Genomic DNA, 22,670 nt, shown 5'->3' on the forward strand with positions numbered 1-22,670 from the left:
GCCGATGAGCCGATCGGACATGTTTCGGCGGTGAAGTGTCATGGATCGTCGCAGAAAGCCGTTCCATCGTGGAGCGATGACCGACACGATCCTGGTGACCGGCGCGACCGGGAAGACCGGCCGCCGCCTCGTCCCGCAACTCCTGCGGCGCGGCGCCGTCGTGCGCGCGGCGAGCCGCACCCGCGCGGGGATTCCCTTCGACTGGACCGATCCCGGCACCTACGCGGCGGCGCGCAAGGGCGCCGACGCCATCTATCTCGTCACCGACTTCCCGGCGAGCGGCGACCCCACCGACCGGGTGCGCGAACTGCTCGACGGCGCCGACGCGCGGCGGGTCGTGCTGCTCTCGGCGCTCGGCGCCGGCGAGGCGCCGCCGGACGACCCGCTGCGCCGCGTCGAACTGGCCGTCGAGTCCGCCGGCATCCCGTGGACGATCCTGCGTCCCGGGGCCTTCGCCCAGAACTTCTCCGAGCCGCACTGGATGCGCCTGCGCGAGGGCATCCGCGACCGCGACGAGATCGTCATGCCCGGCGGCGAGGGGCGCGTGTCGTGGGTGTCCACAGTGGACATCGCGGCCGTGGCGGCGGCGGCGCTGACCGAGGAGGGCCACGGCGGCAGGGGATACACCGTCGTGGGGCCGGAACCGCTGACGATGCCGGAGGTCGCCGCCCGGATCTCGGCCGCCGCCGGACGGCCGATCGGCTACGTCGAGTCCGGGCGGGCCGCGGTGCGCGCCGGCCTCGTCGCCGCCGGCTATCCGGGGGAACTGGTGGAGCCGGTCAGCGACCTCTACGTGCACGCCCTGACGAGCGGCGCCTACGGCATCGGCAACGACGTCGTGGAGTCCGTGACGGGACGGCCGGCGGAGAGCTTCGCCGAGTACGCGGCCGGCGCGGCGGCGGCCTGGGAACGCCGGTATACATGAGGGATGCACACTCACGTGGATGCCGACCTGCACTCCGAGGTGGCCGTCCGTAACCTGACGGCGGCCACGTTCGGTCTGGTCGGCAGCCTGCCCGCACAGGCGACCACCGGCTGCGGGATCCGCGTGCCGTACGTGGAGACCTCCACCGAGCCGGACTCCGTCACCTGCCCGCCGTGCCGCGAGTACGCCCACCGCCGCTACCTCGAACTGGCCGACTACGTGGTGCGGGCGACCGACATCCCCGGCACGCCACCGGATCTGCGCGCGCGGGCGGCCCGGGCCCGGACGGAGTACCAGGAGCTGGCCGGCCGGTACGCCGCGCCGCGGGAGTGACAGCCGGGCGGGCTCCCCGTCGAGGGCGCCCGCCCGGCGCGGACCGGGCCGCTACCTGCCGGCCACCACGGTGGAGACCCTGGTGCCCGACAGCGTGCCGCCGGTGTACATGTTCCCGCCGACGGCGGTGCCGCTGACGCTGCCGCCGGTGTACACGTCGTAGCTGGTGCCCCGGGTGATCTGGGTCGAGGAGAAGACCACCTGCCGGAACGCCTTCGTCGAGCGGTACGCCGCGATCTGCGTGCCGGACGTGGTCGCCAGGTGCACGATCGTGCCGGCGGGCTGGTTCGCGGCGAACGTCACCCGCAGCCAGCCCTGGCCGGACGCCGGCAGCGTGCTGGTCGAGGCGCTGATGCCGGTGGAGTAGACGACGCCGCCGGTGATGGTCAGCGCGCCGTTGGAGTCCAGGCCGCCCTCGCCGCCGCCGCGGGTGCCGGAGCCGGCGACGACCACGGTGCCGCCGGTCAGCTGGAGGGTGCCGTTGGAGTCGAGGCCGTCGGTGCCGCCGTCGGCGACGACGGTCCCACCCGTGACGCGGATGAACGCGTTCGGCGCGACCTGCATCTCCGGCACACCCTCCTCGGCGGCGTTGACCGCGTCGTCGGAGGCGACCGCGCTCGCGCTGCCGCCGCTGAACGTCACCTTCAGCCCCTCGAAGCCCTCGTACGACTTCGTCACGTTGACGGTGCCGGCCCGAACGTCCAATGTGGACTCGGCGTGCACGCCGTCGTCGGCGGTGGCCACGGTGGTGGTGCCGCCCTCGACCACGATCGCCGCGTCGGAGTGCACCCCGTCGTCGGAGGAGTCCACAGTGGACTGCCCGTCGCTGAGGATCAGCAGCACACCCGCCTTGAGCCCTTTCGCCGAACCGTCGGCGGGCGGCTGGACGGTGCTGCCGCCGCCGGACTTCACGCTCAACGTGCCGCCGGACTTGATGACGTCGGTCGTGGCGGTGACGCCGTCGCCGGTGGCCGTCACGCCGACGGTGCCGGCGACGAGGGAGACGTAGCCGCGCGTGGCATCCTCGTCGTTGTCGGACTTGATGCCGTCACCGGTGGCGGTCACGCTCAGCGTGCCGCTGTTGACGATGACGTAGTCCTGACCGCGGATGCCGTCGTCCCTGGCCGTGACGGTGATCCGGGCGCTGTCGATGACGAGCCCGTCCTTGCCGGCGATGCCGTCGTTGAAGCGGCCGTTGACGGTCAGCGTCCCGCCGCCGGTGATGGTGAGGTCGGCGGCGCTGAACAGGGCGGCGTTCGGGTCGTCGGCGACGGGCGTGTACGTGGTGGCGTCGGTGAGGGTGTTGGTGGTGCCGTCGGCCACCACGACCATCACCTCGTCGGCGGCGATGACGTTCACGGCGGCGTTGGTGTTGTTGGTGACCGTGACGCCGTTCAGGATGAGGCGCACGATGCCGGTGCCGGTGGAGTTCACCGCGATCTGGCCGTCGGTGAGCGTTCCGCTGAACCGGTAGGTGCCGGCCTGGGTCACCGTCACCGTGCTGCCGCTGACGGTCACGCCGGGCGCGGTGGTGCTGGCGCCCGAGCCGGTGAGGGTGACGGCGTGGACGTCCGCGCTGTTCCAGGAGTGGTCGGCCGTCGAGTCGTGGCTCGGCTGGTTGGCGGCGAGGGCGGCGGCCGCCGCGGGACCGGCGACGAGCGGCTGCGCGTCGGCCTCGGCGACCGTGATGCCGGCGGCGGTCGCGGCGACGGTGGTCACGGCCGTCACCGCGCTGAGGAGTACTCGTCTGGTGCGAGGCACGAGGGTTCCTTTCCTTCCGAGGGAACGAACCAGCGGCGCAGGGTGCGTCGCCAGGGGGTGGCGGGCAGGTCGGGCCGGAGCGCGGCCAGGCCCGTCGCGTACTTGGAGAGGGCGACGGGGCGGTTGCCCCGGGCCCACAGCAGCCGGTCGACCGGTGAGGCGCCGGAGCGGGACTTGGTCTCCACGACGGCCACACCGGGCAGGTCCAGCCGCCGGCCGTCGGCGTCCTCCCAGGCGAGGTCGACGTCGACGGTGAGCCGGCCGGCGTCGCCGGGCAGCAGGAGGGTGGCGCGCCGGTAGCGGGTCACCAGGACGGGCGCGAGGTCCCGCGGGGCCGCGAGTCCGGCGAGGGCCGCGTCGACGAAGCCGCGCCCGGGGGCGATCGTGGCGCCGTCGTCGGCCCGGTAGGGGTGCCGGTTCTTGACCGTCCCGGCCCGGGTGCCCCGGGTCTTGACCTCCAGCCAGCACTCGGCCGAGTCGAGGTAGGTGCGGGTTCTTATCTTGAACCGGCGCCGCCGGCGGTGCGCGGCCAGCCGGAAGCAGGTGAGTTCGGCCGTGTCGAAGTAGACCGACGCGTAGCGGAACTGCCGCAGCCCGTCGACGTCGAGCACGCGCGTCAGCGGCCCGAGCTGCTGCACCAGGGTGAACGCGCCGGCGCGGGACAGCACGTACTTGCGGTCGATGCGGGTGAGCAGCGCCGCGCGTTCGATCAGCTCGGCGAGGCCGATCCCGGGCAGGCCGGCCAGTTCGCTCACTTGTGCGCTCCGACGCGGGCGGCGAGGCGGGTCCCCTCGGAGTAGCGCACCTCGACCGTGGTGGTCTCGTTGGCGAGGTCGACGCGTTCGACGGTGGCGGCGTGGACCCGCGCGCCGAGCACCTGTTCCAGGTGGGCGACGAGCGCGACCCGGTCGGTGACGGCGGTGTCGAGGACGACGATCTGCCGCCGGTACGTGCGCAGCAGCCGGGGATGATCGCCGAGGAACATCACGACGAGCACGAGCGTCATGAGCGCGGCCGCCATGTGCACCGAGCCGCTGAGCGGGCCGAGAATGCCGAGCGCCAGCGCGGAGAAGTAGTAGGCGACCTCGTGCTGGTCCAGTTCGGTGGAGCGCAGCCGGATGATGGACAGCACGCCGAACAGGCCGAGCCCGAGGCCGGCACCGACGTTGCTCGCGCTGAGCGAGGCGGCCACGGCGAGCACGCCGACGTTGACCCCGAGGTAGGCCACGACCAGGTCCCGGCGGCGGTGCCGCGGGAAGTACAGGCCGAACACGAGCAGGCTCACCGCGATCAGGTCGACGCCGATCGATGCATATCGCGCCATGCGCGCCCCTTCCCGAATGCCGATTGCGCCATCGATGGGCGCGAATGGCTAGGTTAGGCGCGATTCACCCGGTGTCCACGGATTCGAACCTCGGAGTTTCCTCAAAGTTCGCTTGCACGGCCTTCGTCGGGCCGCGACGCGCGGGCGCTGAAACATTCACCGACGGCGACGGGGCGGTGGTTTCCCACCGCCCCGCACTCCCCGATCGGGCTACCGCAGCCAGGCGTTGGTCCGCACGATCGGCAGCTTCTTCCAGAACCGGCCGAGCCCGAGCGTGTCGCCGGCGCCCACGAGGGCGAGCGCGACGATCAGGCCGGCGTAGATCAGGTGGTCGTCCATGAAGAGGTTGTTCTCGGGGGGCAGCACGGCGGTCCACATCAGGACCAGGAGGGTGGCCCCGGCGGCGGCGGCGACGCGCATGCCGACCCCGAGGATGAGCGCCAGGCCGATGCCGAGCAGGCCGAGCATGAACAGCCAGTCGGCCCACGCCTGACCGGCGAGGTCGTTGTAGACGCCCTGGAACGGACCCTTCGCGGCGTGCGCCAGGAAGCCCTCGGTCGGGTGTCCGCCGTTGATCCAGGCGGCCTTCTCGGCGGTCTCGTGGCCGAGCCCGAACGTCTTGTCCAGGAACGCCCACAGGAAGACCCAGCCGAGCGCGAGCCGCAGCCCGGCGAAGACGTAGCGGGTGGCGGTCGCGGTGCGGGCCGTGACGGCCGCCTCGGTGCGGGGTGTCGTGGCGAGCGTGCCGTGGGCGATGGTCGCCATCAGACTCACTGTCCCTTCGTTCTCGTGTCCCTCGTGGTGACATCCACAGCGTCGCTCCCGCGTCGGGCGAACGGGCAGAGCCGAAGGTCCCCCGACGGGTCCCGACGGCACGGGACCGAAGCCTCTGGGCCGGCGCCGCTGGAAGGGCAGACGCTGGTCGCATGAGAAGCAACGAGATCGTCGTGGGCGTCGACGGTTCGGCCCGGAGCCGGGTGGCGCTGCGCTTCGCGGCCGCCGAGGCGGATCGCCACGACGCCGCCCTGCGCGTGGTCGCCGCCTACGAGATCGACGCCCGCGCGGAACGGTTCGGCCCGGTCCGGTCGCTGGTGCGCGAGCGGTACGTGGGCATCGTCGACGAGGCGCTGCGCGAGGTCGCGAACATGGTGCCCGAGGTCGTCGCGTCCGGCGCCGCGCTGGAGGGCGTTCCGGGACGGGTGCTCGTGGACGCGGCCGACGGTGCGCGGCTGCTGGTCGTCGGCAACCGCGGGCTCGGCGGATTCGCCGGGCTGCTGCTCGGTTCGGTGGGCGGGTACGTGGCGACGCACGCGCGGGTGCCGGTGATCGTGGTGCGCGGCGGGTCCGACACCGCCGGCGGGGCCGTCGTCGCCGGGCTGGATCTGTCCACGAGAGACAGTGCGGTGCTGGAGGCGGCGTTCGCGGAGGCGGGGGTGCGCGGGACCGGACTGGTCGCGGTGCACGCCTATCCGATGCCGGTGACGGCGTGGAGCGCGGCTTTCGCGGCGGTGCCGTTCGACCCGGCGGAGGTGCGCGAGGCGGCCGTCGAGGAGGTGGAGACGGCTCTCGCGCCGTGGCGGGAGAAGTACCCGCGCGTGCCGGTCGAGGTGGTGGTCGGCGGCGGGAGCGCGGCGCGCCTGCTGGTGGACCGGTCGCACGGCGCGGGGCTGGTCGTCGTCGGTTCGCGCGGGCACGGGGTGACGGCCGGGACGCTGCTCGGCTCGGTGGGGCTGCAGCTGTTGCACCACGCCGACAGCCCGGTGCTGATCGCCCACTAGAGCACAGGGGCGGCGGCCGCGAGCCTCCCCACGCGGCCGCCGCTGTCCTGCGGTGTGCTGACTAGAGGGTCATCGGCTCGAGCCAGATGTTGCGGTAGCGCACGTTCGCGCCGGCGTCACCGTGGTCCTGCAGCCGGAGCGGGCCGGCCGTCGGGCCCTCGGCGGCGCCGCCGCCCGTGGAGCCGTCGATCTCGACCCAGTCGTGCACGACGACGCCGTTCCAGACGACGGTGGTGCGGGCGTTCTCCGTCTTCGTGGTGCCGTTGTAGCGGGGCGCGCGGAACAGGATCTCGTACGTCTGCCACGTTTCCGGTGCGGTCGAACGGTTCGAGTCCGGCGCGCGCTTCTGGTAGAAGCCGCCGCACTCGTCGTTGGCCGGGGTGGTGTCGCCGTACGAGTCGAGGATCTGCAACTCGTAGCGGTCCTGGAGGTAGACGCCGCTGTTGCCGCGGGCCTGCCCGGTCACGTCCGCCGGCAGCTGCGGAATCTTGAACTCCACGTGCACCCGGAAGTCGCCGAAGCTCTGCCGCGTGCGCAGGTCGCCACCGAGCACCTCGGCCGAACCGTCGGAGATCGGCCACGTCGACGCCGACCCGTTGGTGTGCTGCCAGTCGGCGAGGCTGGTGCCGTCGAAGAGCACCTGCCGGTTGGCGGCACCGCTGCCGTACACCTCGAACTCGTAGATGCGCGCCGCCCCGTTGGTGTCCTGCGCCGGGGTGGTGATGTTCAGCCGCACGTATCGCGCCGTGACGGCGTTCACCGGGTGGTTGGTGCTGTTGGCGGTGTTGCCGGTGACCGTCGCGACGGTGTTCCACGTGCTGCCGTCGGTGCTGACCGCGATGGAGAAGTCGCGGGTGTTCCAGGTGGCCGTCTCACCACCGGCGCCGGCGTGCTGCACGGCGAACCGGCTCACCGAACGGTTGGAGCCGAGGTCGACCTGCAGCCACTTGGTCGTTCCCGCGGAGCACCACTTGTCGGTGTTGCCGCCGGAGATGGTGCCGTTGAACGCCTTCGACGGCCCCTCGGCTGCCGCGCACGAACTGTCCGATGTGGACCGTGCGCCGAGGGCGATGTTGGCCGCCGGTGGTGTCCCGTCCGAGCCGTACGCCTCGAACTCGTAGATGCGCGCGGCGGTGTTGCCGTCGGACGACGGGGTGGTGATGTTCAGTCGTAGGTAGCGGGCCTGGGTGGCGGTGAAGTCGTGCGTGGTGGTCGAGGCGGTGTTGCCGCTGACCGTGGCGACCGTGCTCCACGTGGAGCCGTTCGTGCTGGCCTGCAGCGTGAAGTCCCGCGTGTTCCAGGACGTCTGTTCGGCGCCGGCACCGGCGTGCTTGAGCACGATGCGGTTGACCTGCTTGGTGGCGCCGAGATCGACCTGCAGCCACTTCGTGCCGCCGGTGGAGCACCACTTGTCGAGGTTGCCCGAGGTGACGGTGCCGTTGAACGCCCGGCCCGGGCTCTCGGCCGCCGCGCACGAGGAGTCCGCCGACGCGGCCCCGCCGAGCGCGAGGTTGGTCGGCGCCGGGGCACCCGGGATGGAGTTCAGCGTGTACCACGCCTCGGTGCTCCACAGCGACTGGCCGCTGCTCGAGGAGAACGGCTTCGGCGAACGGATGTACACGACCCGGCCGGCCTGCAGGCCGTTGATGACGAGCGTGACCTTCTTGCCGTCGGCCGACACGGTGGCCGAGGAGACGCCGAGGGTCTGCTCGTCGATCTTCGGGCCGCCGTAGGCCGCGGTCGGCGTGTAGCGCCACTGCTTGACGGTGAACTTCGCGGCGAGCCCGCTGATCGTGTCGGCCGACAGCGGCTGGGTGTACTCGATCTCAAAGCCGTTCGGCTTGGCGCGCATCGCGAGCATGTCGAACGGCGTCGTCCCGTTGGGGGTCAGCTTCTGCAGGCCGAACTGGAGCTTGCCGGCCTGGCCCCAGTTGCCGTCGGCGCCGAGGCCGCCCGCGTAGATCGCCCCGTCGGGGCCGAGCGCCAGCTTGGTGAGCCCGGCCTCCATGCCCTGCGTCATCCGGAACAGCGCGCCCTGGTCCTGCCCGTTCACCTGCTCCAGGAACGCCCGCTGGATGCCGCCGTAGGTGACGTCGGAGATGAGCGTCTGCCCGGCGTAGGGGCCGTTGTTGACCAGCAGCGGCGTGCTGGGCGAGTTGGCGATCTCGTTCTGCGGCATCCACAGCACCGGTGCGGTGACCGGCCGGTCGTCGAACGGCCCGACCGGGTTGGTGTAGTGGTTGAAGAAGCGGCCCTGCTTGATACGCAGCAGCTTCGAGGAGGGCAGCCAGCCGCCCTGGTTGTCGGTGACGTAGATGTCGCCGTCGGCGCCCCAGCCGATGCCGTGCGGGGTGCGCAGGCCGCCGGCGAGGTAGGTGACGGCGCCGGTGCTGCGTTCCACCCGGATGGTGGTGCCGCGGTTGGGCGAGCCCTGCGGGTCGGTGGTGGCGCCGCCGAGGTTGATGCTGACGGAGAGGTTCAGGTAGAAGTAACCGTCCTTGTAGAGCAGGCCGAAGCCGAACTCGTGGAAGTTGCCGTCGAACGGCCACGTCGCCACGGTGCGCTTGCGGTCCAGGGAGCCGTCGCCGTTGCTGTCGGTCAGCTCGCTCAGTTGCTGTTTCTCGCTGACGTAGACGATCCCGTCGACGATCTTGAGCCCCATGGGTTCGCGCAGGCCGGTGGCGACCCGGGTGCGTGTCACGTTGCCGGGCGAGGTGTTGCCGGTGACGTTCCCGAGAATCCAGACCTCGCCGGCGATCTGGTCGCTCTTGCCCCACGTGGAGATCGCGAGACGGCCGTCGGGGAAGAAGTCCATGCCCGTGACCTGCGGCTCGAAGCCGGACGGGCGCAGGTTGGTGAGGTTGTAGCCGGGGTTGACGCCGGTCAGCGGGAGGCCGTCGCCGGGTGAGTCGCCGGTGGCCTCGCACTCCTTGCGACCGGGCGCGGTGACGCGCACGACGCCGGCGTCGGTGCTGAGCACCGAGTTGGGGACGGTGACGAAGCCCGAGGTGCCGGGCGGCTGCCACTGGAGGGTCAGCTGCTGGCCGCCGGTGGCCTCGAAGAAGTCGATGCGCAGCGCGTGGGGGCCGGTGGTGAGGGCGATCGCGCCGTCCTTGGACGAGACGCCGTGCAGCCCGTCGTGGTCGATGACGAGCTGGTCGTCGATGAGCAGGCGCGAGCCGTCGTCGCTGGAGAGCCGGAACGTGTAGGTGCCGGCGGTGGAGATGTTCACGTAGCCGAGGGCCTGCGCGGCGAAGTTGTCCTCGATGCCGAACTGGGTGGCGCTGTTCCAGTCCACTGTGGACATAAGTTTGTCCACATTTGGCGTTTGTCCGGGCTTGAGGGTGCAGAGCTTACTGAGGCTCTGCTGGAGGTCGAAGACACGCAGCGTGACGCCGGGCTCCTGGGGCGGGATCGCGGCTTTGGCGGGGGCCGGTGCGGTCGCGGCAACGGCCGCGAGCACGAGTGCGGTCGCCGTGAAGGCACGGCGATGCCAGCGGTTCATGGGCATGACTCCTGGCGGTGAAGGGGTGGTAGACCGTCGACTCCGCCGAAAAGTCACGGGCTGTGATGCCAGAGAGTAGGGATCGCATGGTATCGATGTCTACCCCCCTTTCGGATGTTCCAAGCAAAAGTTCTGGCGATCCATATAGAAGTTCGTGCCCGCGCGCTCTTTCTTTTCGCCCCTGGCCCGTCTAGCGTCCTGCACTACCAACCTCGTGACGGTGAGGTAGACGCCGACTACCCCACCGTCACGACGGGTTCCCCGTGCACCAGAAAGGGGGCCAGGGATGACAGCCGAAAAAACCGGGGTGTGGTTCCTCGGAGCCCGCGGATCGGTGGCCACCACCGCCACGGTCGGGGCGCTCGCCCTACGCGCCCGACTGATCGACCCCATCGGATGCGTCACCGAGCTACCACCGCTACGCAGTCCCGCACTACCCGGCTGGTCGGACCTGGTCCTCGGGGGCCATGACCTGGACACCACCCCGCTACCGAAGAAGGCCGACGCGCTCGCCGCCGCCGGGGTCCTGCCCGCCCGGGTGGCCACCGCCGTCGCCGACGAGCTGTCCGCGGTCGAGGAGGAACTGCGCCCGCTCCCCCACGCCGCGACGCAGTCGCAGCTCGTCGAGGCGATCGAGGCCGATCTGCGGTCGTTCCGTCAGCGTCATTCGGTCGAACGACTCGTAGTGGTCAACGTGGCCACCACCGAGCCCGTGCCGTCGTGGTTACCCGAGCACGACGACCCGTCCCGGCTGCTGCACGATCCGCTTCCGCCCAGCGCGCTGGCCGCCTACGCCGCGTTCCGGGCGGGAGCGTCCTATGTGGACTTCACCCCCTCGACCGGCGCCCGCCTGCCCGCGCTCGACGCCCTGGCACACCGCGTCGGGGTGCCGTACGCCGGCCACGACGGCAAGACCGGCGAGACCCTGGTCAAGTCGGTGCTGGCGCCGATGTTCGCCCTGCGGGCGCTGCGCGTGCACTCCTGGTCCGGGCTCAACCTGCTCGGCGGCGGCGACGGCGCCAACCTCGCCGACCCGGGTGCCAACGCCGCCAAGGTGGCCAGCAAACAGCGCGTGCTGCAGGACTCGCTCGGCTACGCGCCGCAGGGCACCAGCCGCATCGACTACGTGCCCGAACTGGGCGACTTCAAGACGGCGTGGGACCTCATCTCGTTCAGCGGCTTCATGGGAACGGCGATGCGGATGGAGTTCACCTGGCACGGGTGCGACTCGGCGCTGGCCGCCCCGCTGGTGCTCGACCTGGCGCGGATCACCGCCGCCGCGCACCGGGCCGGGCGGGTCGGCCCGCTGCCGGAGCTGGGCTTCTTCTTCAAGGACCCGCTCGGCGACGGCCCTTCCGACCTCTCCTCGCAGTGGGACCGGCTCGTGACTTTTGTAGGAACGTTGTGAACGCTCTCTTCGAGTTGGTGCGGGCGCCCGCCGCACTGTCGGTGCCCGGTGACGTGATCGCCGGCGCGGTCGCCGCGGGAGTTCCCGTACGGCACGCCGTCGGGCTCTCCGCCGCGTCGGTCTGCCTCTACTGGGCCGGCATGGCCGCCAACGACTGGGCCGACCGCCACGTCGACGCCGTCGAACGCCCGCACCGGCCGATCCCCTCCGGGCGGGTGTCGCCGGAGGCCGCGTTCGGCGTCGCCGCCGGGCTCACGGCCGCCGGTGTGGCCCTCGCCGGGGCCGCCGGCGGCAAGCGCGCCCTCGCCGTGGCCGTGCCGCTCGCCGCCACCGTCTGGACCTACGACCTCGCCGCGAAGAACGGTCCCGCCGGCCCCCTGGCGATGGCCACCTGCCGCGCGCTCGACGTGCTCCTGGGCGCCAGCACGGGACGGCCGGCGCGCGCCCTGCCCGCGGCGCTCACCGTCGGCGTGCACACCTACACCGTCACCGCCCTGTCCCGGCACGAGGTCGCCGCGCCGCTGCCGCCGCCCACGCGCGAACGCGCCGTCCGCGACGTCGCGCGCCGTACCCGCGCCACGACGGGGATCGTGGCGGGCACGGTCGCCGCCGGAGCCCTGGCCGCCGCGGCGACCCGCGCGCTCACCTCCCCCGCCCCGGCACGTGCGAAGAGCCCGCGGAGGCGTTCGCTGAGCGGTCTGGCCCGCTCCGTCCTCGGTGGACGGTCGCCGGTCGGGACGGTCGCGGTGGCCGCCGCGCTGGCCGCCGGCTACGCGGTCCGCTACGGCAAGGCGCAGCAGCGCGTGCTCGCCGACCCGCAGGCGCCCCGGGTGCGTTCGGCCGTGGGCGCCGGCATCACCTCCCTGCCGGCCCTGCAGGGAGCACTGACCGCCCGCGCCGGTGCGCCACTGGCCGGCCTCGCCGTCGCGCTCGCCGCCCCGGCGGGCCGGATCCTCGCCCGGCTCGTCTCCCCCACCTGAGGAGGTTCCCCCGATGCTGCGCTACGGCTACGGCACCAACGGTTTCGCCAACCACCGCCTGCCCGACGCGCTCCGGGTCATCGCCGACCTCGGCTACTCCGGCGTGGCGCTCACGCTCGACCACGACCACCTGGACCCGTTCGCCCCGGGACTGGCGCGGGAGGTGGCGCAGACGGGCGACCTGCTGCGCGAGACCGGACTGGCCGTCGTCATCGAGACCGGCGCCCGCTACCTGCTGGACCCGTGGCGCAAGCACGCGCCGACGTTCCTGCACGAGGAACGGGCGCGCCGGGTGGACTTCCTGCGCCGGGCCGTCGCGATCGGCGCCGACCTCGGGGCCGAGGCGGTCTCCTGCTGGGCCGGCGTGCGGCCGCCCGACGTGCCGCCCGAGACGGCGTGGCCGCGCCTGATCGACGGCCTCGCCGAGGTGCTGGCCGCCGCGGAGCGGGTGGGCGTGCCGATCGGGTTCGAGCCGGAGCCGGGCATGCTCGTCGCCGACGTGGCCGACTGGCACCGGCTGCGCGCCGCACTCGGCGAACCGCCGGGGCTCGGCCTCACCCTCGACATCGGGCACTGCCGCTGCCTCGAGCCCCTGGACGTCCCACAGGTGGTGGCCGCCGTCGCGCCTTACCTGGTCAACGTGCAGATCGACGACATGCGCCGGCACGTGCACGAACATCTGGAGTTCGGCGACGGCGAGATCGACTTCCCGCCGGTGCTGGCCGCCCTGGCCGACGGCGGCTACCGCGGCCTGGTGGCGGTCGAACTCCCCCGCCACTCGCATGCCGCCCCGGACGTCGCCCGCCGGTCGCTGGAGTTCCTGAAGGCGGCCGAGGCGCGGGTGGAGATCGCCGCATGACCCCCGACGACCTGCGGGCGGGACTGCTCGGGCATCCGAAGTGGGACTGGCTGGTGGCCGCCGAGGCGCACGTGCGGGCCGACCCCGACGCCGTCGCGACGCTGTTCGCCCGCGCCGAACGCACCCTCGGCCGCGACCCGCTACCCGGCCGTCCACAGTGGACCAGCGGCCGGGCCGGACGCGCACTGCTGCTCGTGGCCCTCGCCCGCACGCCCGACCGGGTCGACCGCATCACCACCGTGTACACCCAGGGCGACACCGCCGAACGGATCGCCGTCCTGCAGGCGCTGCCCATGCTGCCGATCGGCGCGGCGGCGGCCCCGCTGCTGCACGACGCCCTGCGCACGAACGACGCCCGCCTGGTCGCCGCCGCACTCGGCCCGTACGCCGCGCACCTGGACCAGCCGTCCTGGCGGCAGGGCGTCGTCAAATGCGTGTTCATGGGCATCCCGTTGGACGCGGTCGACCGCCTCGACGAGCGGGCTGACGCGGGGCTCGCCGCGATGCTCGCGGCCCTGGCGGAGGAACGCACCGCCGCCGGCCGTGCCGTCCCGGACGACGCGCTCGCCCTGCTGCACCGGCTCACCGAGAGCGCTTCCTGAGAGCAGCAAGGAGCGCAGCTTGCGAGCACCGCCGTCGCGAACAACCGCCACAGAGGAGGCGACTGCCATGCGCGTCTTCGACCCGCACATCCACATGACCTCACGCACCACCGACGACTACCGCAACATGGCCGCCGCCGGCGTGCGCGCCGTGCTCGAACCGGCGTTCTGGCTCGGGCAGCCGCGCACCAACCCCGGCTCGTTCGCCGACTACTTCGACTCGCTCATCGGCTGGGAGCCGTACCGGGCCGCGCAGTTCGGGATCAGGCACCACTCCGCCATCTCGCTGAACCCGAAGGAGGCCAACGACCCGCGCTGCCGCGCCGTGCTGGACCTCATCCCGCGCTACCTCGACAAGGACGGCGTCGTGGCGGTCGGCGAGATCGGCTACGACTCGATGACCCCGGTCGAGGACACCGTGTTCGCCGCACAGCTGGCCCTGGCGCGCAGCTACGGCCTGCCCGCACTGGTGCACACGCCGCACCGGGACAAGGCCGTCGGCACGAAGCGCACGCTCGACGTGGTCGCCGAGTCCGGCATCGACCCCGGCTGGGTGCTCGTCGACCACCTCAACGAGGTGACCGTGCGACAGGTGCGCGACTCCGGCTGCTGGACGGGGTTCTCCATCTATCCGGAGACGAAGATGTCGCCGGATCGCATGGTGGCCATCCTCAAGGAGTACGGCCCCGAACGGGTGCTGGTGAACTCGGCCGCCGACTGGGGACACTCCGACCCGCTGCTGACCGTCGTCACCGGCAACGCCATGCTGGCGGCCGGGTTCAGCGAGGACGACGTGGACCTGGTGCTGTGGCGCAATCCCGTGGAGTTCTACGGGCAGTCGGGGAAGCTGGACCTCTCCGACGTGCCGAAGCCGGAGGGCACCTTCGCCGGGAGTTCGATCGCGCGGGGCGGCAGCTGATGCGGCTGCGCCATCGCGACGGGACCTTGGTGCACCTGTCCTACTGCACCAACGTGCACGCCGCCGAGGATCTGGAGGGCATCCTCGCGCAGCTGGACACGTTCGCCGTCCCGGTGCGCGAACGCCTGAACGCCGACGTGCTCGGCCTGGGCCTGTGGCTCGCCGCGCCGGTCGCCGGACACCTGGCCCGCGACGCCGCCGCCCGGCACGTCCTGCGCCGGGCGCTGACCGAGCGGGGGCTGGAGGTCGTCACGCTGAACGGCTTCCCGTACGCGGCGTTCCAGAGCCCGGTCGTCAAGTACGACGTGTACCGGCCGGACTGGACGGACCGGCGGCGCCTGTCGTACACCCTCGACCTGGCCCGGGTGCTGGTGAGCCTCCTCCCGGACGACGCGGCGCACGGCTCGATCTCCACGCTCCCGCTCGCCTGGCGCACCCCGTGGACCGTGCAGCGCGCCGACGCGGCCCGGCGCAACCTCGACGCCCTCGCCACCGAACTGGCCCGACTGGAGCGCCCCGTGCGCGTAGCGCTGGAGCCGGAGCCGGGCTGCGTCGTCGAGACGACCACGCAGGCGGCGGCGCTGCTGTCCGGCGTGGACACCGAACGGGTCGGCGTCTGCGTGGACCTGGCGCACCTGGCCGTGGCGTGGGAGCAGCCCGTCGACGCGTTGGCCCGACTGGCGAACGCCGGCCTGCCGATCGTGAAGACCCAGGTCTCGGCCGCCCTGGAGAGCGCCGACCCGCACGCCGACGCCGAGGCGCTGGGCCGCTACGTCGAACCGCGGTTCCTGCACCAGACGCGCGGCCGCGCGGGACTGTCGACCGACGACCTGGACGAGGCGTTCGAGGCGCTGGAGACCGGGAGCGCGCCGCAGCCGTGGCGGGTGCACTACCACGTGCCGCTGCACGCCGAACCGGAGCCGCCCTTGAGGTCCACTGTGGACTTCCTCGGAACCGCGCTGGAAGCGTTGCTCAGCGACAGGGCTCGATGTGACCATCTCGACGTCGAGACCTACACCTGGCACGTGCTGCCCGAGGGCCACCGCCCCGACACCGACGCGCGCCTGGCCGAGGGGATCGCCGCCGAGTTGGCCTACGCCCGGGAAGCCCTCAAAGCGATCGGGCTCAAGGAGGAATGACCGTGAGCGCCGTGAAACCTGTCGTCGTGCTGGACGTCGTCGGCCTGACCCCGCGTCTCCTGGCGCACATGCCGCGCCTGCGGGCGGTGGCGGACAAGGGGTTCCAGGCGCCGCTCGGCACCGTGCTGCCCGCCGTGACCTGTTCGGCGCAGTCGACGTTCCTGACCGGCGCGCTGCCGACCGAGCACGGCATCGTCGGCAACGGCTGGTACTTCCGGGACCTCGGTGAGGTGTTCCTGTGGCGCCAGCACAACGGCCTCGTCGGCGGGGAGAAGCTGTGGCACGCCGCCCGCAAGCGGCAGCCCGGGTTCACCGTGTCGAACGTGTGCTGGTGGTACGCGATGGGCGCCGACGTCAACTTCACCGTGACGCCGCGCCCGGTGTACCACGCGGACGGGCGCAAGGATCCCGACTGCTACACGGATCCGCCGTCGCTGCACGACGAACTGGAGGCGAAGTTCGGCACGTTCCCGCTCTTCTCCTACTGGGGCGCGGGCGCGGGCATCGCCTCGTCGGAGTGGATCGTCGCCGCCGCCAAGCACATCCTCGACACCCACCGCCCGGATCTCAACCTCGTCTACGTGCCGCACCTCGACTACGACCTGCAGCGCTACGGCCCGTCGGGTCCGGAGGCGATCGCCGCGGCCGTCGAACTCGACGCCGTCCTCGAGCCGCTGCTGGACACCGAGGCCGCCACGGTGGTCGTGCTGTCGGAGTACGGCATCACCGACGTGTCGCGGCCGGTGGACGTCAACCGGGCGCTGCGCGCCGAGGGGCTGCTGCGGGTGCACACCCAGGCCGGCATGGAGTACCTGGACCCGTGGACGTCGCGGGCGTTCGCGGTGGCGGATCACCAGGTGGCGCACGTGTACGTGCGCGACCCGGCCGACCTGCCGGCGGTCGAGAAGATCTGCGGCGCGCTGCCGGGTGTGGCCGAGGTGCTCGGCGAGGAGGGCAAGCGGGAGCACGGGCTCGACCACGACCGCGCCGGCGACCTGGTGCTGGTGGCCGAGCCGGACTCCTGGTTCACGTACTACTACTGGTTGGACGACGCGCGCGCGCCGGACTTCGCGCGGCTCGTGGAGATCCACCGCAAGCCCGGCTACGACCCGGCGGAGCTCTTCTTCGACCCGGCCAACCCGGGCGCCGCGAAGGCCCGGGCCGGCAAGGCGTTGCTGCGCAAGAAGATGGGCATGCGCTACCTGATGAACGTGGTCGGCCTCGACGCGGGGGCGCGCGCGGTGAAGGGTTCGCACGGGCGCTTGCCGTCCACAGTGGACGACGCGCCGGTCTTCATCTGCTCGGACGCGGGCTACGCGCGGGAACGCATCGAGGCGACCGAGGTGCGCGACCTGCTGCTGGACATCTCACTCGATGCCCCAGAGGGTCAGTAGGCGTTCGACCTCCGCGTCGAGGTCGTCGGTCCAGGGCAGGAAGGGCTTGTGGATCCGCAGCGACACGAGGCCGTGCGCGGCGATCCACAGGTCCTGCCCGCGCACCGCCTCGCGGCCGGCGGCCTTCAGCAACGCGTCCATTCCCTCGATGACGCGGTCGGCGACGTCGCCGCGCACGTAGTCGTCCCCGAGCGCGTCGGCGCTCTCGAAGCGCAGCTGGTACAGCCCGGGATTCCTGATGCCCCAGTCGAGATAGGCACGCCCGATGCGGTGAAGACGTTCCCGCGGAAGAAGATGGGGGGCGTCGGCGCCGGAGACGGCGGCGGCGAACGAGTTGTCGATGCCCATCAGAAGTGCTTTGTTCAGCGCGCTTTGCGACGGGAAGTGCCGGTAGACGGCGGTGGCGGAGACGTCGCACGCCCGGGCGACCGAACGCAGCGACGGGATCGTGACCGGGCGCGGCGCGGTGGCGAGGTCGAGCGCGGCGGCCAGCAGCTTGTCGTAGAGACTCATGATGCGGCCCCCGCCACCGCGACGGCGGTGCGCACAAAGGCGGCGACGGCCGGGGAACGCGACTCGCGTGGCCACGCGACGACCATTGTGGACGGTGTCAGGTCGTGCACCGGCCGGTAGGCGATGCCGGGCCGGGGATGCCGGCGCACCACCGACTCCGGCGCGAACCACACCACCTCGCCCAGCTCGATGAGGTTGAGCAGCTGCGGCAGGTCGAAGAGCATGGCGCCCGCCGGCGGCGACGAGTTCCCCTCCTCGGCGGGCGAGCCGTACGGCAGCAGCCGGCCGGAGAGGTCCGCGAGATACAGGGAGTCCTTGTCCGCCAACGGATCCGTCGCCGCGACGGCGAGGAAGCGGGACTCGGTGTGCAGCGGCACGGTGTCGATCCCCCGGTCGTCGAAGGGTTGCCAGACGAGTGCCACGTCGGCGCGCCCGTCCCGCAGCGCCGGCGCCTGCTCGCCCCGGTTGCCCATCAGCAGCTCGACCGGAAGCGCCGCCTCCTCCCGCGCGAACGCGGCGAGGATCCCGGGCAGCAGCCCGGCGTCGTAGTCGGCCTTCAGCGCGAGCCGCAGCGCGGGACGCGGCCGGCCGGCGTTGCGGGCCCGGTGCTCGGCGGCGCTCACCGCGTCGAGGGCGGTGCGGGCGTCGCACAGCAGCGCCTCGCCGGCGGCGGTGAGGGCCACGTTGCGGGTGGTGCGTTCGAGGAGCGTGACGCCCAGCTGGCGCTCGAGGTCACGGATGGCGCGCGACAGCGGCGGCTGGGCCATGCCGAGGCGGTCGGCGGCCCGCCCGAAATGCAGTTCCTCGGCGACGGCCACGAAGTACCGCAGCTGCCGCACCTCCAGGTCACTCATATCCGCAGGGTATCAATCGGGATCGGATCGGTCCTTCAGAACGGTCCGGAGCGGGTCTTCACTGGAGGACATGATCGTTGTGACCACACCCACCGGCGACATCGGCGGCCAGGTGCTCGCCGGGCTGCTCGACCGGGGCGCGCCGGTGCGCGTCATCGCCCGCGACCCGTCGCGCGTACCGGACGGCGTCGACGTCGTCGCCGGCTCGCACGGGAATCCCGACGTGGTGGCGAAGGCGTTCGCCGGCGCGGACGCCGTCTTCTGGTTGGCGCCGCCGAACTTCGCCGCCACGAACGTCGTCGAGTCCTATGTGGACTTCTCCCGCGCGGCGGCGACCCTTGCGGCGCACGGCGGCCAGCGCGTCGTGGCCGTCTCCGCCCTCGGCCGGGGCACGCCGATGGCCGCGCGTGCCGGCATGGTGAGCGCCTCGCTGGCGATGGACGCGCTCTTCGCCGACGCCGGGGTCGCCTACCGTTCACTCGCCCTGCCGTCCTTCATGGACAACGTGAAACGCCAGGTCGTCCCGATCCGGGAGCACGGCGTCTACCGGGAGCCGTTCCCGGCGACCCACTCCGCGCCGACGGTCGCCACCCGCGACGTCGCCGCCACCGCCGTCGGGCTGCTCCTCGATTCCTCGTGGAACGGCGTCGGCGACGTGCCGCTGCTCGGCCCCGCCGACGTCACGTTCGAGGAGCGGGCGGAAGTCCTGTCGGAGGTGCTCGGCAAGCCGGTCCGCTTCGAACGGACCCCGGACGACGCCCACCGGGCCGTCCTGGTCTCCCGCGGCGCCTCGCCGGCGGTGGCCGACGCCATCATGGACATGGTGCGCGCCAAGCGCGAGGGCGGCCTGGACTTCGGCGTCACGCGCACGCCCGCTTCCGCCACGCCCACCACGTTCCGGCAGTGGTGCGAAGAGGTGCTCAGGCCCCTGGTGTCGCCCTAGCGGGTGACGTCGCGTTTGTTCAATCCGGCGGAGCGCGCCGCTCAATAGGCTGCGCTCCATGGATGACATCGCGCTTCTGTCGGGTGTGCTCGCCCGCACCGGCGACCTCATCGGCGGGGTCGCCACCGACCAGGCGAAACGACCGACGCCGTGCCCCGACTACGACGTCTCGACCCTGGTCGACCACATCGTCGGCTGGGTGCTCGCGTTCGAGGACGCGGCGCACGGGCGGCCGGTCAGCGGCGAGGCCGCACACTACCGGTGCGGCGCCGACCCGGCCGCCGAGTTCCGGGCCGCCGCCGACGGGGTGGTGTCCGGGTGGCAGAAGTACGGCACCGACCGGCAGGTCGCGTTCATCGGCTCCGAACTGCCGGGCGCGATGGTGTTCAACATGACGCTCATGGAGTACCTGGTGCACGGCTGGGACCTCGCCGTCGCGACCGGTCAGCCGGTGCCGTACACCGAGCAGGAGGCCGCCGAGACGCTGGCCCGCGCCGAGGCGACCGTGCCGGCGCAGTACCGCGGCGAGGGCATGCCGTTCGGCGAGATCGTTCCCGTCGACGCGCACGCCCCCGCCGTGGACCGACTGGTGGGCTTCCTCGGTAGGCGGCCTCAGTCCAGGTAAAACGTCGCGTCGGCCCGTCCGGCGGCGTCGCTGACCGCCTGCACGTACAGCAGCGACCCGGAGACGTGCCGCACGTAGCGGCCCGCGTAGTTCGCCGACTCCAGCGACACCCCGCTGCTGTCGGCGAGCCCGGCCCGCCGGTAGAACGACGCGTCGGCCCGGAACGCCGCCGAGCCGTCGCTCTTCTCCACCCACACCTCGAAGTTCCTGTGCCGCAGGTAGTAGCCGGGGAAGTTGGTCGACTCCAGCGACACCGTGCCGCTGCCGGAGAGCCCGGTCACGACGCGGAACTGCGAGTCGGCCAGGTTGGTCACGTCGGCCTCGACGCGTGCCCGGTACTCCCAGTGCCGGACGAACCGGTCGGGATGGTTGGACGAGCGCAGCCGCACCGGCGAGATGCCGTCGGCCACCGGGATGCCGAAGTTCGGTGTGCCGTCGGCGTTCCAGTAGACCTTCTGCAGGCGGGTGCGCCGGTTCGGGTCGTTCAGCGGGTCGCCGGTGATGTTCTGGTAGCTGCGGTCGTGGTAGACGAGGATGTCGCTCTGCCCGTCCTCGGAGACCGTGAACGAGTTGTGCCCCGGCCCGTACTGGCTCGTGGCCGCGTTGCTGGTGAAGACGGGGTTCTGGTGCTTCGTCCAGGACGCCGGGTTGAGCAGGTCCGCGCTCGCCGACGCGCTCAGCAGGCCCAGGCAGTAGTTGGCGTCCGTGGCGCTGGCCGAGTACGTCAGCCAGACGCGGTTGTTGCGCACGATGACGGCCGGGCCCTCGTTCACCCTGTAGCCGCGGGTCTCCCAGGCGAGCGTGGGCACGCTCAGGCGCACCGGGGTGCCGGTGATCTGCCACGGGTTCGACCCCATGCGGGCGATGTACAGGTTGGAGTTGGTGGAGATGCCCGGCTCCGACTGCGCCCACACGAGATAGCGCACTCCATTGTGGACGAACGTCGAGGCGTCCAGCGAGAACGTGTCCCAGGCGGTGCCGATCCGGCCGCGTTCGGTCCAGGTGCCGGTGAGCGGGTTGGCGCTGCTGCTCTCCAGCACCCACATCCGGATGCGCCACACGTCGTCGGAACGGCCGGCGGCGAAGTAGATGTACCACTTGCCGTTGATGAAGTGGATCTCCGGTGCCCAGATGTGCGCGGCCATGTCGCCGCTGGAGTGCTTGCGCCACACGGTCGTCTCCGCGGCGCTCGCCAGCCCCTGCAGCGTGGTGGCGCGGCGCAGCACGATGCGGTCGTACTCGGGCACCGTGGCCGTGTAGTAGTAATAGCCGTCGGTGTGCTTGAAGATGTGCGGGTCCGCCCGCTGCGCGATCAGCGGGTTGGTGAACGTGACGGCCGGCGACGCGACGGCCGGTGTCCCCACGAGGACCAGGCCGACGGCGAGCAGGGCCGCGAGGAGGCGTCTCATCACGCCGCCCACGGGTTGATCGGGGCGAACGACGCGTCCGCGCGGTACGTGGCGTTGTCCGCGAACGGATCGATGCGCAGCTCGTAGTTGTAGTGCCGCACGTAGTTGCCCGGATAGTTGTAGGACTCCAGCGACACGTTACCGCTCCCGCTCAGGCCCGGCTTCGCGCAGAACGTCGCGTCGGAGCGGAAGGTCGCCGTGCCGTCGTTCGCGTCGAGCCTGATCCGCCGGTCGTAGTGGCGCAGGTATCCGGAGACGTTCACCGCCTGGAACGAGTAGCAGTTGGCGTCGGCGAGCCCCGGCACGACGGTGAACGTGGCGTCCTGTCGGGTGGTGGCGTCGCTGCCGGCGCTCACCGGCTCCACGTAGCCGAGGTTGTTGCGGTGGCGGATCGAGCGGTCGGTGGCGTTCGCGGAACGGAACGAGCGGCGCGCGCTCGTCGGCAGCGTCACCCCGCCGGAGACCGTCTCCTTCAGCACCGTGAAGTGCCGCGCGAAGCCGGACAGCCCGGGCAGCGCGGTCCGCGCCGTCCAGGTGGTGAACCCGTCGTAGCTGTCCGAGTAGTAGTACGCGCCCGAGGTGTAGGCGTCGAAGTAGATGCGCCAGCCGCCGTTGTCCAGCTGCACCAGGGACTGGCCCTCGTTCGGCCCGCCCCAGCCGGCCCAGTTGCCCGTGCGCCGGAACGTGTACGGGCCGGTCAGGCTGGACGCCGTGGCGTACTCGATGTACTTCGTCGTCTCGTTCTTGGTGAACGCGTGATACGTCGAGCCCTGCTTCACGATGAACGTGTCGATGTAGTTCGGCTGGATGCCGCTGAGCACGGTCGGGCTGCTGAACGCCGACAGCGCGCTGTTCGTGGCGGTGATGCGGTAGGGCCGGAAGCCGCCGGTGTTGCCGAACTGCAGCGAGAACACGATGTTGACACTGCCGTCGGTGTCCTTGAACCACTCCGGCGCCCACGTCTGGCTGATGTTGCTCAACCCGATGGTCACGTTGCGCACGAACGTCCAGTTGAGCCGGTCGGTGCTGCGCGCGAAGCCGATCGTGTCGCCGTTCCAGTTGGTGGTGTAGACGATCCAGTAGTAGCCGTCGGTGTGCTTCATGATGCTGGGGTCGCGGATGAGCCCGCTCGGCGGCGTGAACGCCGGACCCCGCAGCAGCCGGTAGCCGGTGGCGTCATTGGCTTCGTAGACGTACATGTTCGACTCGCTGCTGTTGGTGAACGCGGTCATCGTGTACCGCGAGATCTGCCCGGGGGGCGGGGCGGCCGCGCTCGCCGGCGCGCTGACGAGGGTCGCGAGCAGGACCGCGACCGCGAGGAGGTGTCGCACGTGAATTCTCCTTAGACGGGGGTGAGAGTCCACTGCTGGCAGGCGTTGTTGAGCCAGGACCACTGCCG

General features: G+C 71.9%; 21 protein-coding genes. 12 read left to right on the forward strand and 9 right to left on the reverse strand.

The features are described 5' to 3' along the window. The first annotated feature begins 76 nt into the window (after positions 1-76). A complete protein-coding gene (locus Val02_RS14445) occupies positions 77-925 on the forward strand; it encodes an NAD(P)H-binding protein (RefSeq protein WP_203899561.1) in 849 nt (282 codons plus the stop codon). Between the two features lie 3 nt (positions 926-928). After that, a complete protein-coding gene (locus Val02_RS14450) occupies positions 929-1,258 on the forward strand; it encodes a hypothetical protein (protein ID WP_203899562.1) in 330 nt (109 codons plus the stop codon). Positions 1,259-1,309: 51 nt separating this feature from the next. Here Val02_RS14450 and Val02_RS14455 read toward each other — a convergent pair whose 3' ends face one another. The 4 genes from Val02_RS14455 to Val02_RS14470 all read right to left on the reverse strand — a co-directional run bounded on the left by Val02_RS14455 (position 1,310) and on the right by Val02_RS14470 (position 5,108). Then, on the reverse strand, positions 1,310-3,019 hold the full coding sequence (locus Val02_RS14455) for a carbohydrate-binding domain-containing protein (protein ID WP_203899563.1): 1,710 nt from the start codon (positions 3,017-3,019) through the stop codon (positions 1,310-1,312). Continuing rightward, the gene (locus Val02_RS14460; RefSeq protein ID WP_239152900.1) at positions 2,983-3,774 is read right to left on the reverse strand and encodes a polyphosphate polymerase domain-containing protein; all 792 of its coding nucleotides are present in this window, start codon (positions 3,772-3,774) and stop codon (positions 2,983-2,985) included. The genes Val02_RS14455 and Val02_RS14460 overlap by 37 nt, the downstream gene beginning before the upstream one ends. Continuing rightward, positions 3,771-4,343, reverse strand: coding sequence for a DUF4956 domain-containing protein (locus Val02_RS14465; protein WP_203899564.1), 573 nt, complete (start codon positions 4,341-4,343; stop codon positions 3,771-3,773). The genes Val02_RS14460 and Val02_RS14465 overlap by 4 nt, the downstream gene beginning before the upstream one ends. Before the next feature lie 210 nt (positions 4,344-4,553). Beyond that, the gene (locus tag Val02_RS14470) at positions 4,554-5,108 is read right to left on the reverse strand and encodes a DoxX family membrane protein (protein WP_203899565.1); all 555 of its coding nucleotides are present in this window, start codon (positions 5,106-5,108) and stop codon (positions 4,554-4,556) included. 161 nt (positions 5,109-5,269) lie between these two features. Here Val02_RS14470 and Val02_RS14475 point away from each other — a divergent pair, with 161 nt between their 5' ends. Further along, the gene (locus Val02_RS14475; protein ID WP_203899566.1) at positions 5,270-6,121 is read left to right on the forward strand and encodes a universal stress protein; all 852 of its coding nucleotides are present in this window, start codon (positions 5,270-5,272) and stop codon (positions 6,119-6,121) included. Between the two features lie 61 nt (positions 6,122-6,182). Here Val02_RS14475 and Val02_RS14480 read toward each other — a convergent pair whose 3' ends face one another. Continuing rightward, the gene (locus tag Val02_RS14480; RefSeq protein ID WP_203899567.1) at positions 6,183-9,626 is read right to left on the reverse strand and encodes a discoidin domain-containing protein; all 3,444 of its coding nucleotides are present in this window, start codon (positions 9,624-9,626) and stop codon (positions 6,183-6,185) included. A 286-nt stretch (positions 9,627-9,912) separates the two neighbouring features. Here Val02_RS14480 and Val02_RS14485 point away from each other — a divergent pair, with 286 nt between their 5' ends. The 7 genes from Val02_RS14485 (at position 9,913) to Val02_RS14515 (ending at position 16,927) form a co-directional block, all read left to right on the forward strand. Continuing rightward, the gene (locus Val02_RS14485; RefSeq protein ID WP_203899568.1) at positions 9,913-11,034 is read left to right on the forward strand and encodes an inositol-3-phosphate synthase; all 1,122 of its coding nucleotides are present in this window, start codon (positions 9,913-9,915) and stop codon (positions 11,032-11,034) included. Continuing rightward, the gene (locus Val02_RS14490) at positions 11,031-12,014 is read left to right on the forward strand and encodes an SCO3242 family prenyltransferase (RefSeq protein ID WP_203899569.1); all 984 of its coding nucleotides are present in this window, start codon (positions 11,031-11,033) and stop codon (positions 12,012-12,014) included. The genes Val02_RS14485 and Val02_RS14490 overlap by 4 nt, the downstream gene beginning before the upstream one ends. Positions 12,015-12,027: 13 nt before the next feature. Beyond that, complete coding sequence (locus Val02_RS14495; protein ID WP_203899570.1) at positions 12,028-12,873, forward strand: sugar phosphate isomerase/epimerase family protein; 846 nt, start codon at positions 12,028-12,030, stop codon at positions 12,871-12,873. Next, a complete protein-coding gene (locus Val02_RS14500; RefSeq protein ID WP_203899571.1) occupies positions 12,870-13,475 on the forward strand; it encodes an EboA domain-containing protein in 606 nt (201 codons plus the stop codon). Before Val02_RS14495 ends, Val02_RS14500 begins: the two co-directional genes overlap by 4 nt. A gap of 67 nt (positions 13,476-13,542) precedes the next feature. Further along, positions 13,543-14,394 carry a TatD family hydrolase gene (locus tag Val02_RS14505; RefSeq protein ID WP_203899572.1) on the forward strand — a complete coding sequence of 284 codons (852 nt, stop codon included), beginning with the start codon at positions 13,543-13,545 and terminating at the stop codon, positions 14,392-14,394. After that, on the forward strand, positions 14,394-15,533 hold the full coding sequence (gene eboE, locus Val02_RS14510) for a metabolite traffic protein EboE (RefSeq protein ID WP_203899573.1): 1,140 nt from the start codon (positions 14,394-14,396) through the stop codon (positions 15,531-15,533). Before Val02_RS14505 ends, eboE begins: the two co-directional genes overlap by 1 nt. An 11-nt stretch (positions 15,534-15,544) precedes the next feature. Next, positions 15,545-16,927: an alkaline phosphatase family protein gene (locus Val02_RS14515; protein WP_275415574.1), complete on the forward strand. Its 1,383-nt coding sequence runs from the start codon at positions 15,545-15,547 to the stop codon at positions 16,925-16,927. On the opposite strand, the gene Val02_RS14520 is transcribed toward Val02_RS14515, so the two are convergent. Then, a complete protein-coding gene (locus Val02_RS14520) occupies positions 16,901-17,440 on the reverse strand; it encodes a WHG domain-containing protein (protein WP_203899575.1) in 540 nt (179 codons plus the stop codon). The two genes, Val02_RS14515 and Val02_RS14520, sit on opposite strands and share 27 nt — an antisense overlap. Continuing rightward, positions 17,437-18,294 carry a LysR family transcriptional regulator gene (locus Val02_RS14525; RefSeq protein WP_239152902.1) on the reverse strand — a complete coding sequence of 286 codons (858 nt, stop codon included), beginning with the start codon at positions 18,292-18,294 and terminating at the stop codon, positions 17,437-17,439. The genes Val02_RS14520 and Val02_RS14525 overlap by 4 nt, the downstream gene beginning before the upstream one ends. Positions 18,295-18,364: 70 nt before the next feature. On the opposite strand from Val02_RS14525, the gene Val02_RS14530 reads away from it, so the two are divergent. Next, on the forward strand, positions 18,365-19,237 hold the full coding sequence (locus Val02_RS14530; RefSeq protein WP_203899576.1) for an NAD(P)H-binding protein: 873 nt from the start codon (positions 18,365-18,367) through the stop codon (positions 19,235-19,237). A 58-nt stretch (positions 19,238-19,295) separates the two neighbouring features. Next, the gene (locus tag Val02_RS14535; protein WP_203899577.1) at positions 19,296-19,862 is read left to right on the forward strand and encodes a TIGR03086 family metal-binding protein; all 567 of its coding nucleotides are present in this window, start codon (positions 19,296-19,298) and stop codon (positions 19,860-19,862) included. Here Val02_RS14535 and Val02_RS14540 read toward each other — a convergent pair. Both Val02_RS14540 and Val02_RS14545 read right to left on the reverse strand, forming a co-directional pair. Beyond that, positions 19,850-21,271, reverse strand: a complete 1,422-nt coding sequence (locus tag Val02_RS14540; RefSeq protein ID WP_203899578.1) for a family 43 glycosylhydrolase — start codon at positions 21,269-21,271, stop codon at positions 19,850-19,852. The genes Val02_RS14535 and Val02_RS14540 overlap by 13 nt on opposite strands. Next, complete coding sequence (locus Val02_RS14545) at positions 21,271-22,602, reverse strand: glycoside hydrolase family 43 protein (RefSeq protein ID WP_239152904.1); 1,332 nt, start codon at positions 22,600-22,602, stop codon at positions 21,271-21,273. Before Val02_RS14545 ends, Val02_RS14540 begins: the two co-directional genes overlap by 1 nt. Positions 22,603-22,670: the final 68 nt, after the last annotated feature.

It is taken from the genome of Virgisporangium aliadipatigenens, assembly GCF_016863615.1.
GTDB classification, from domain to species: Bacteria; Actinomycetota; Actinomycetes; order Mycobacteriales; family Micromonosporaceae; genus Virgisporangium; species Virgisporangium aliadipatigenens.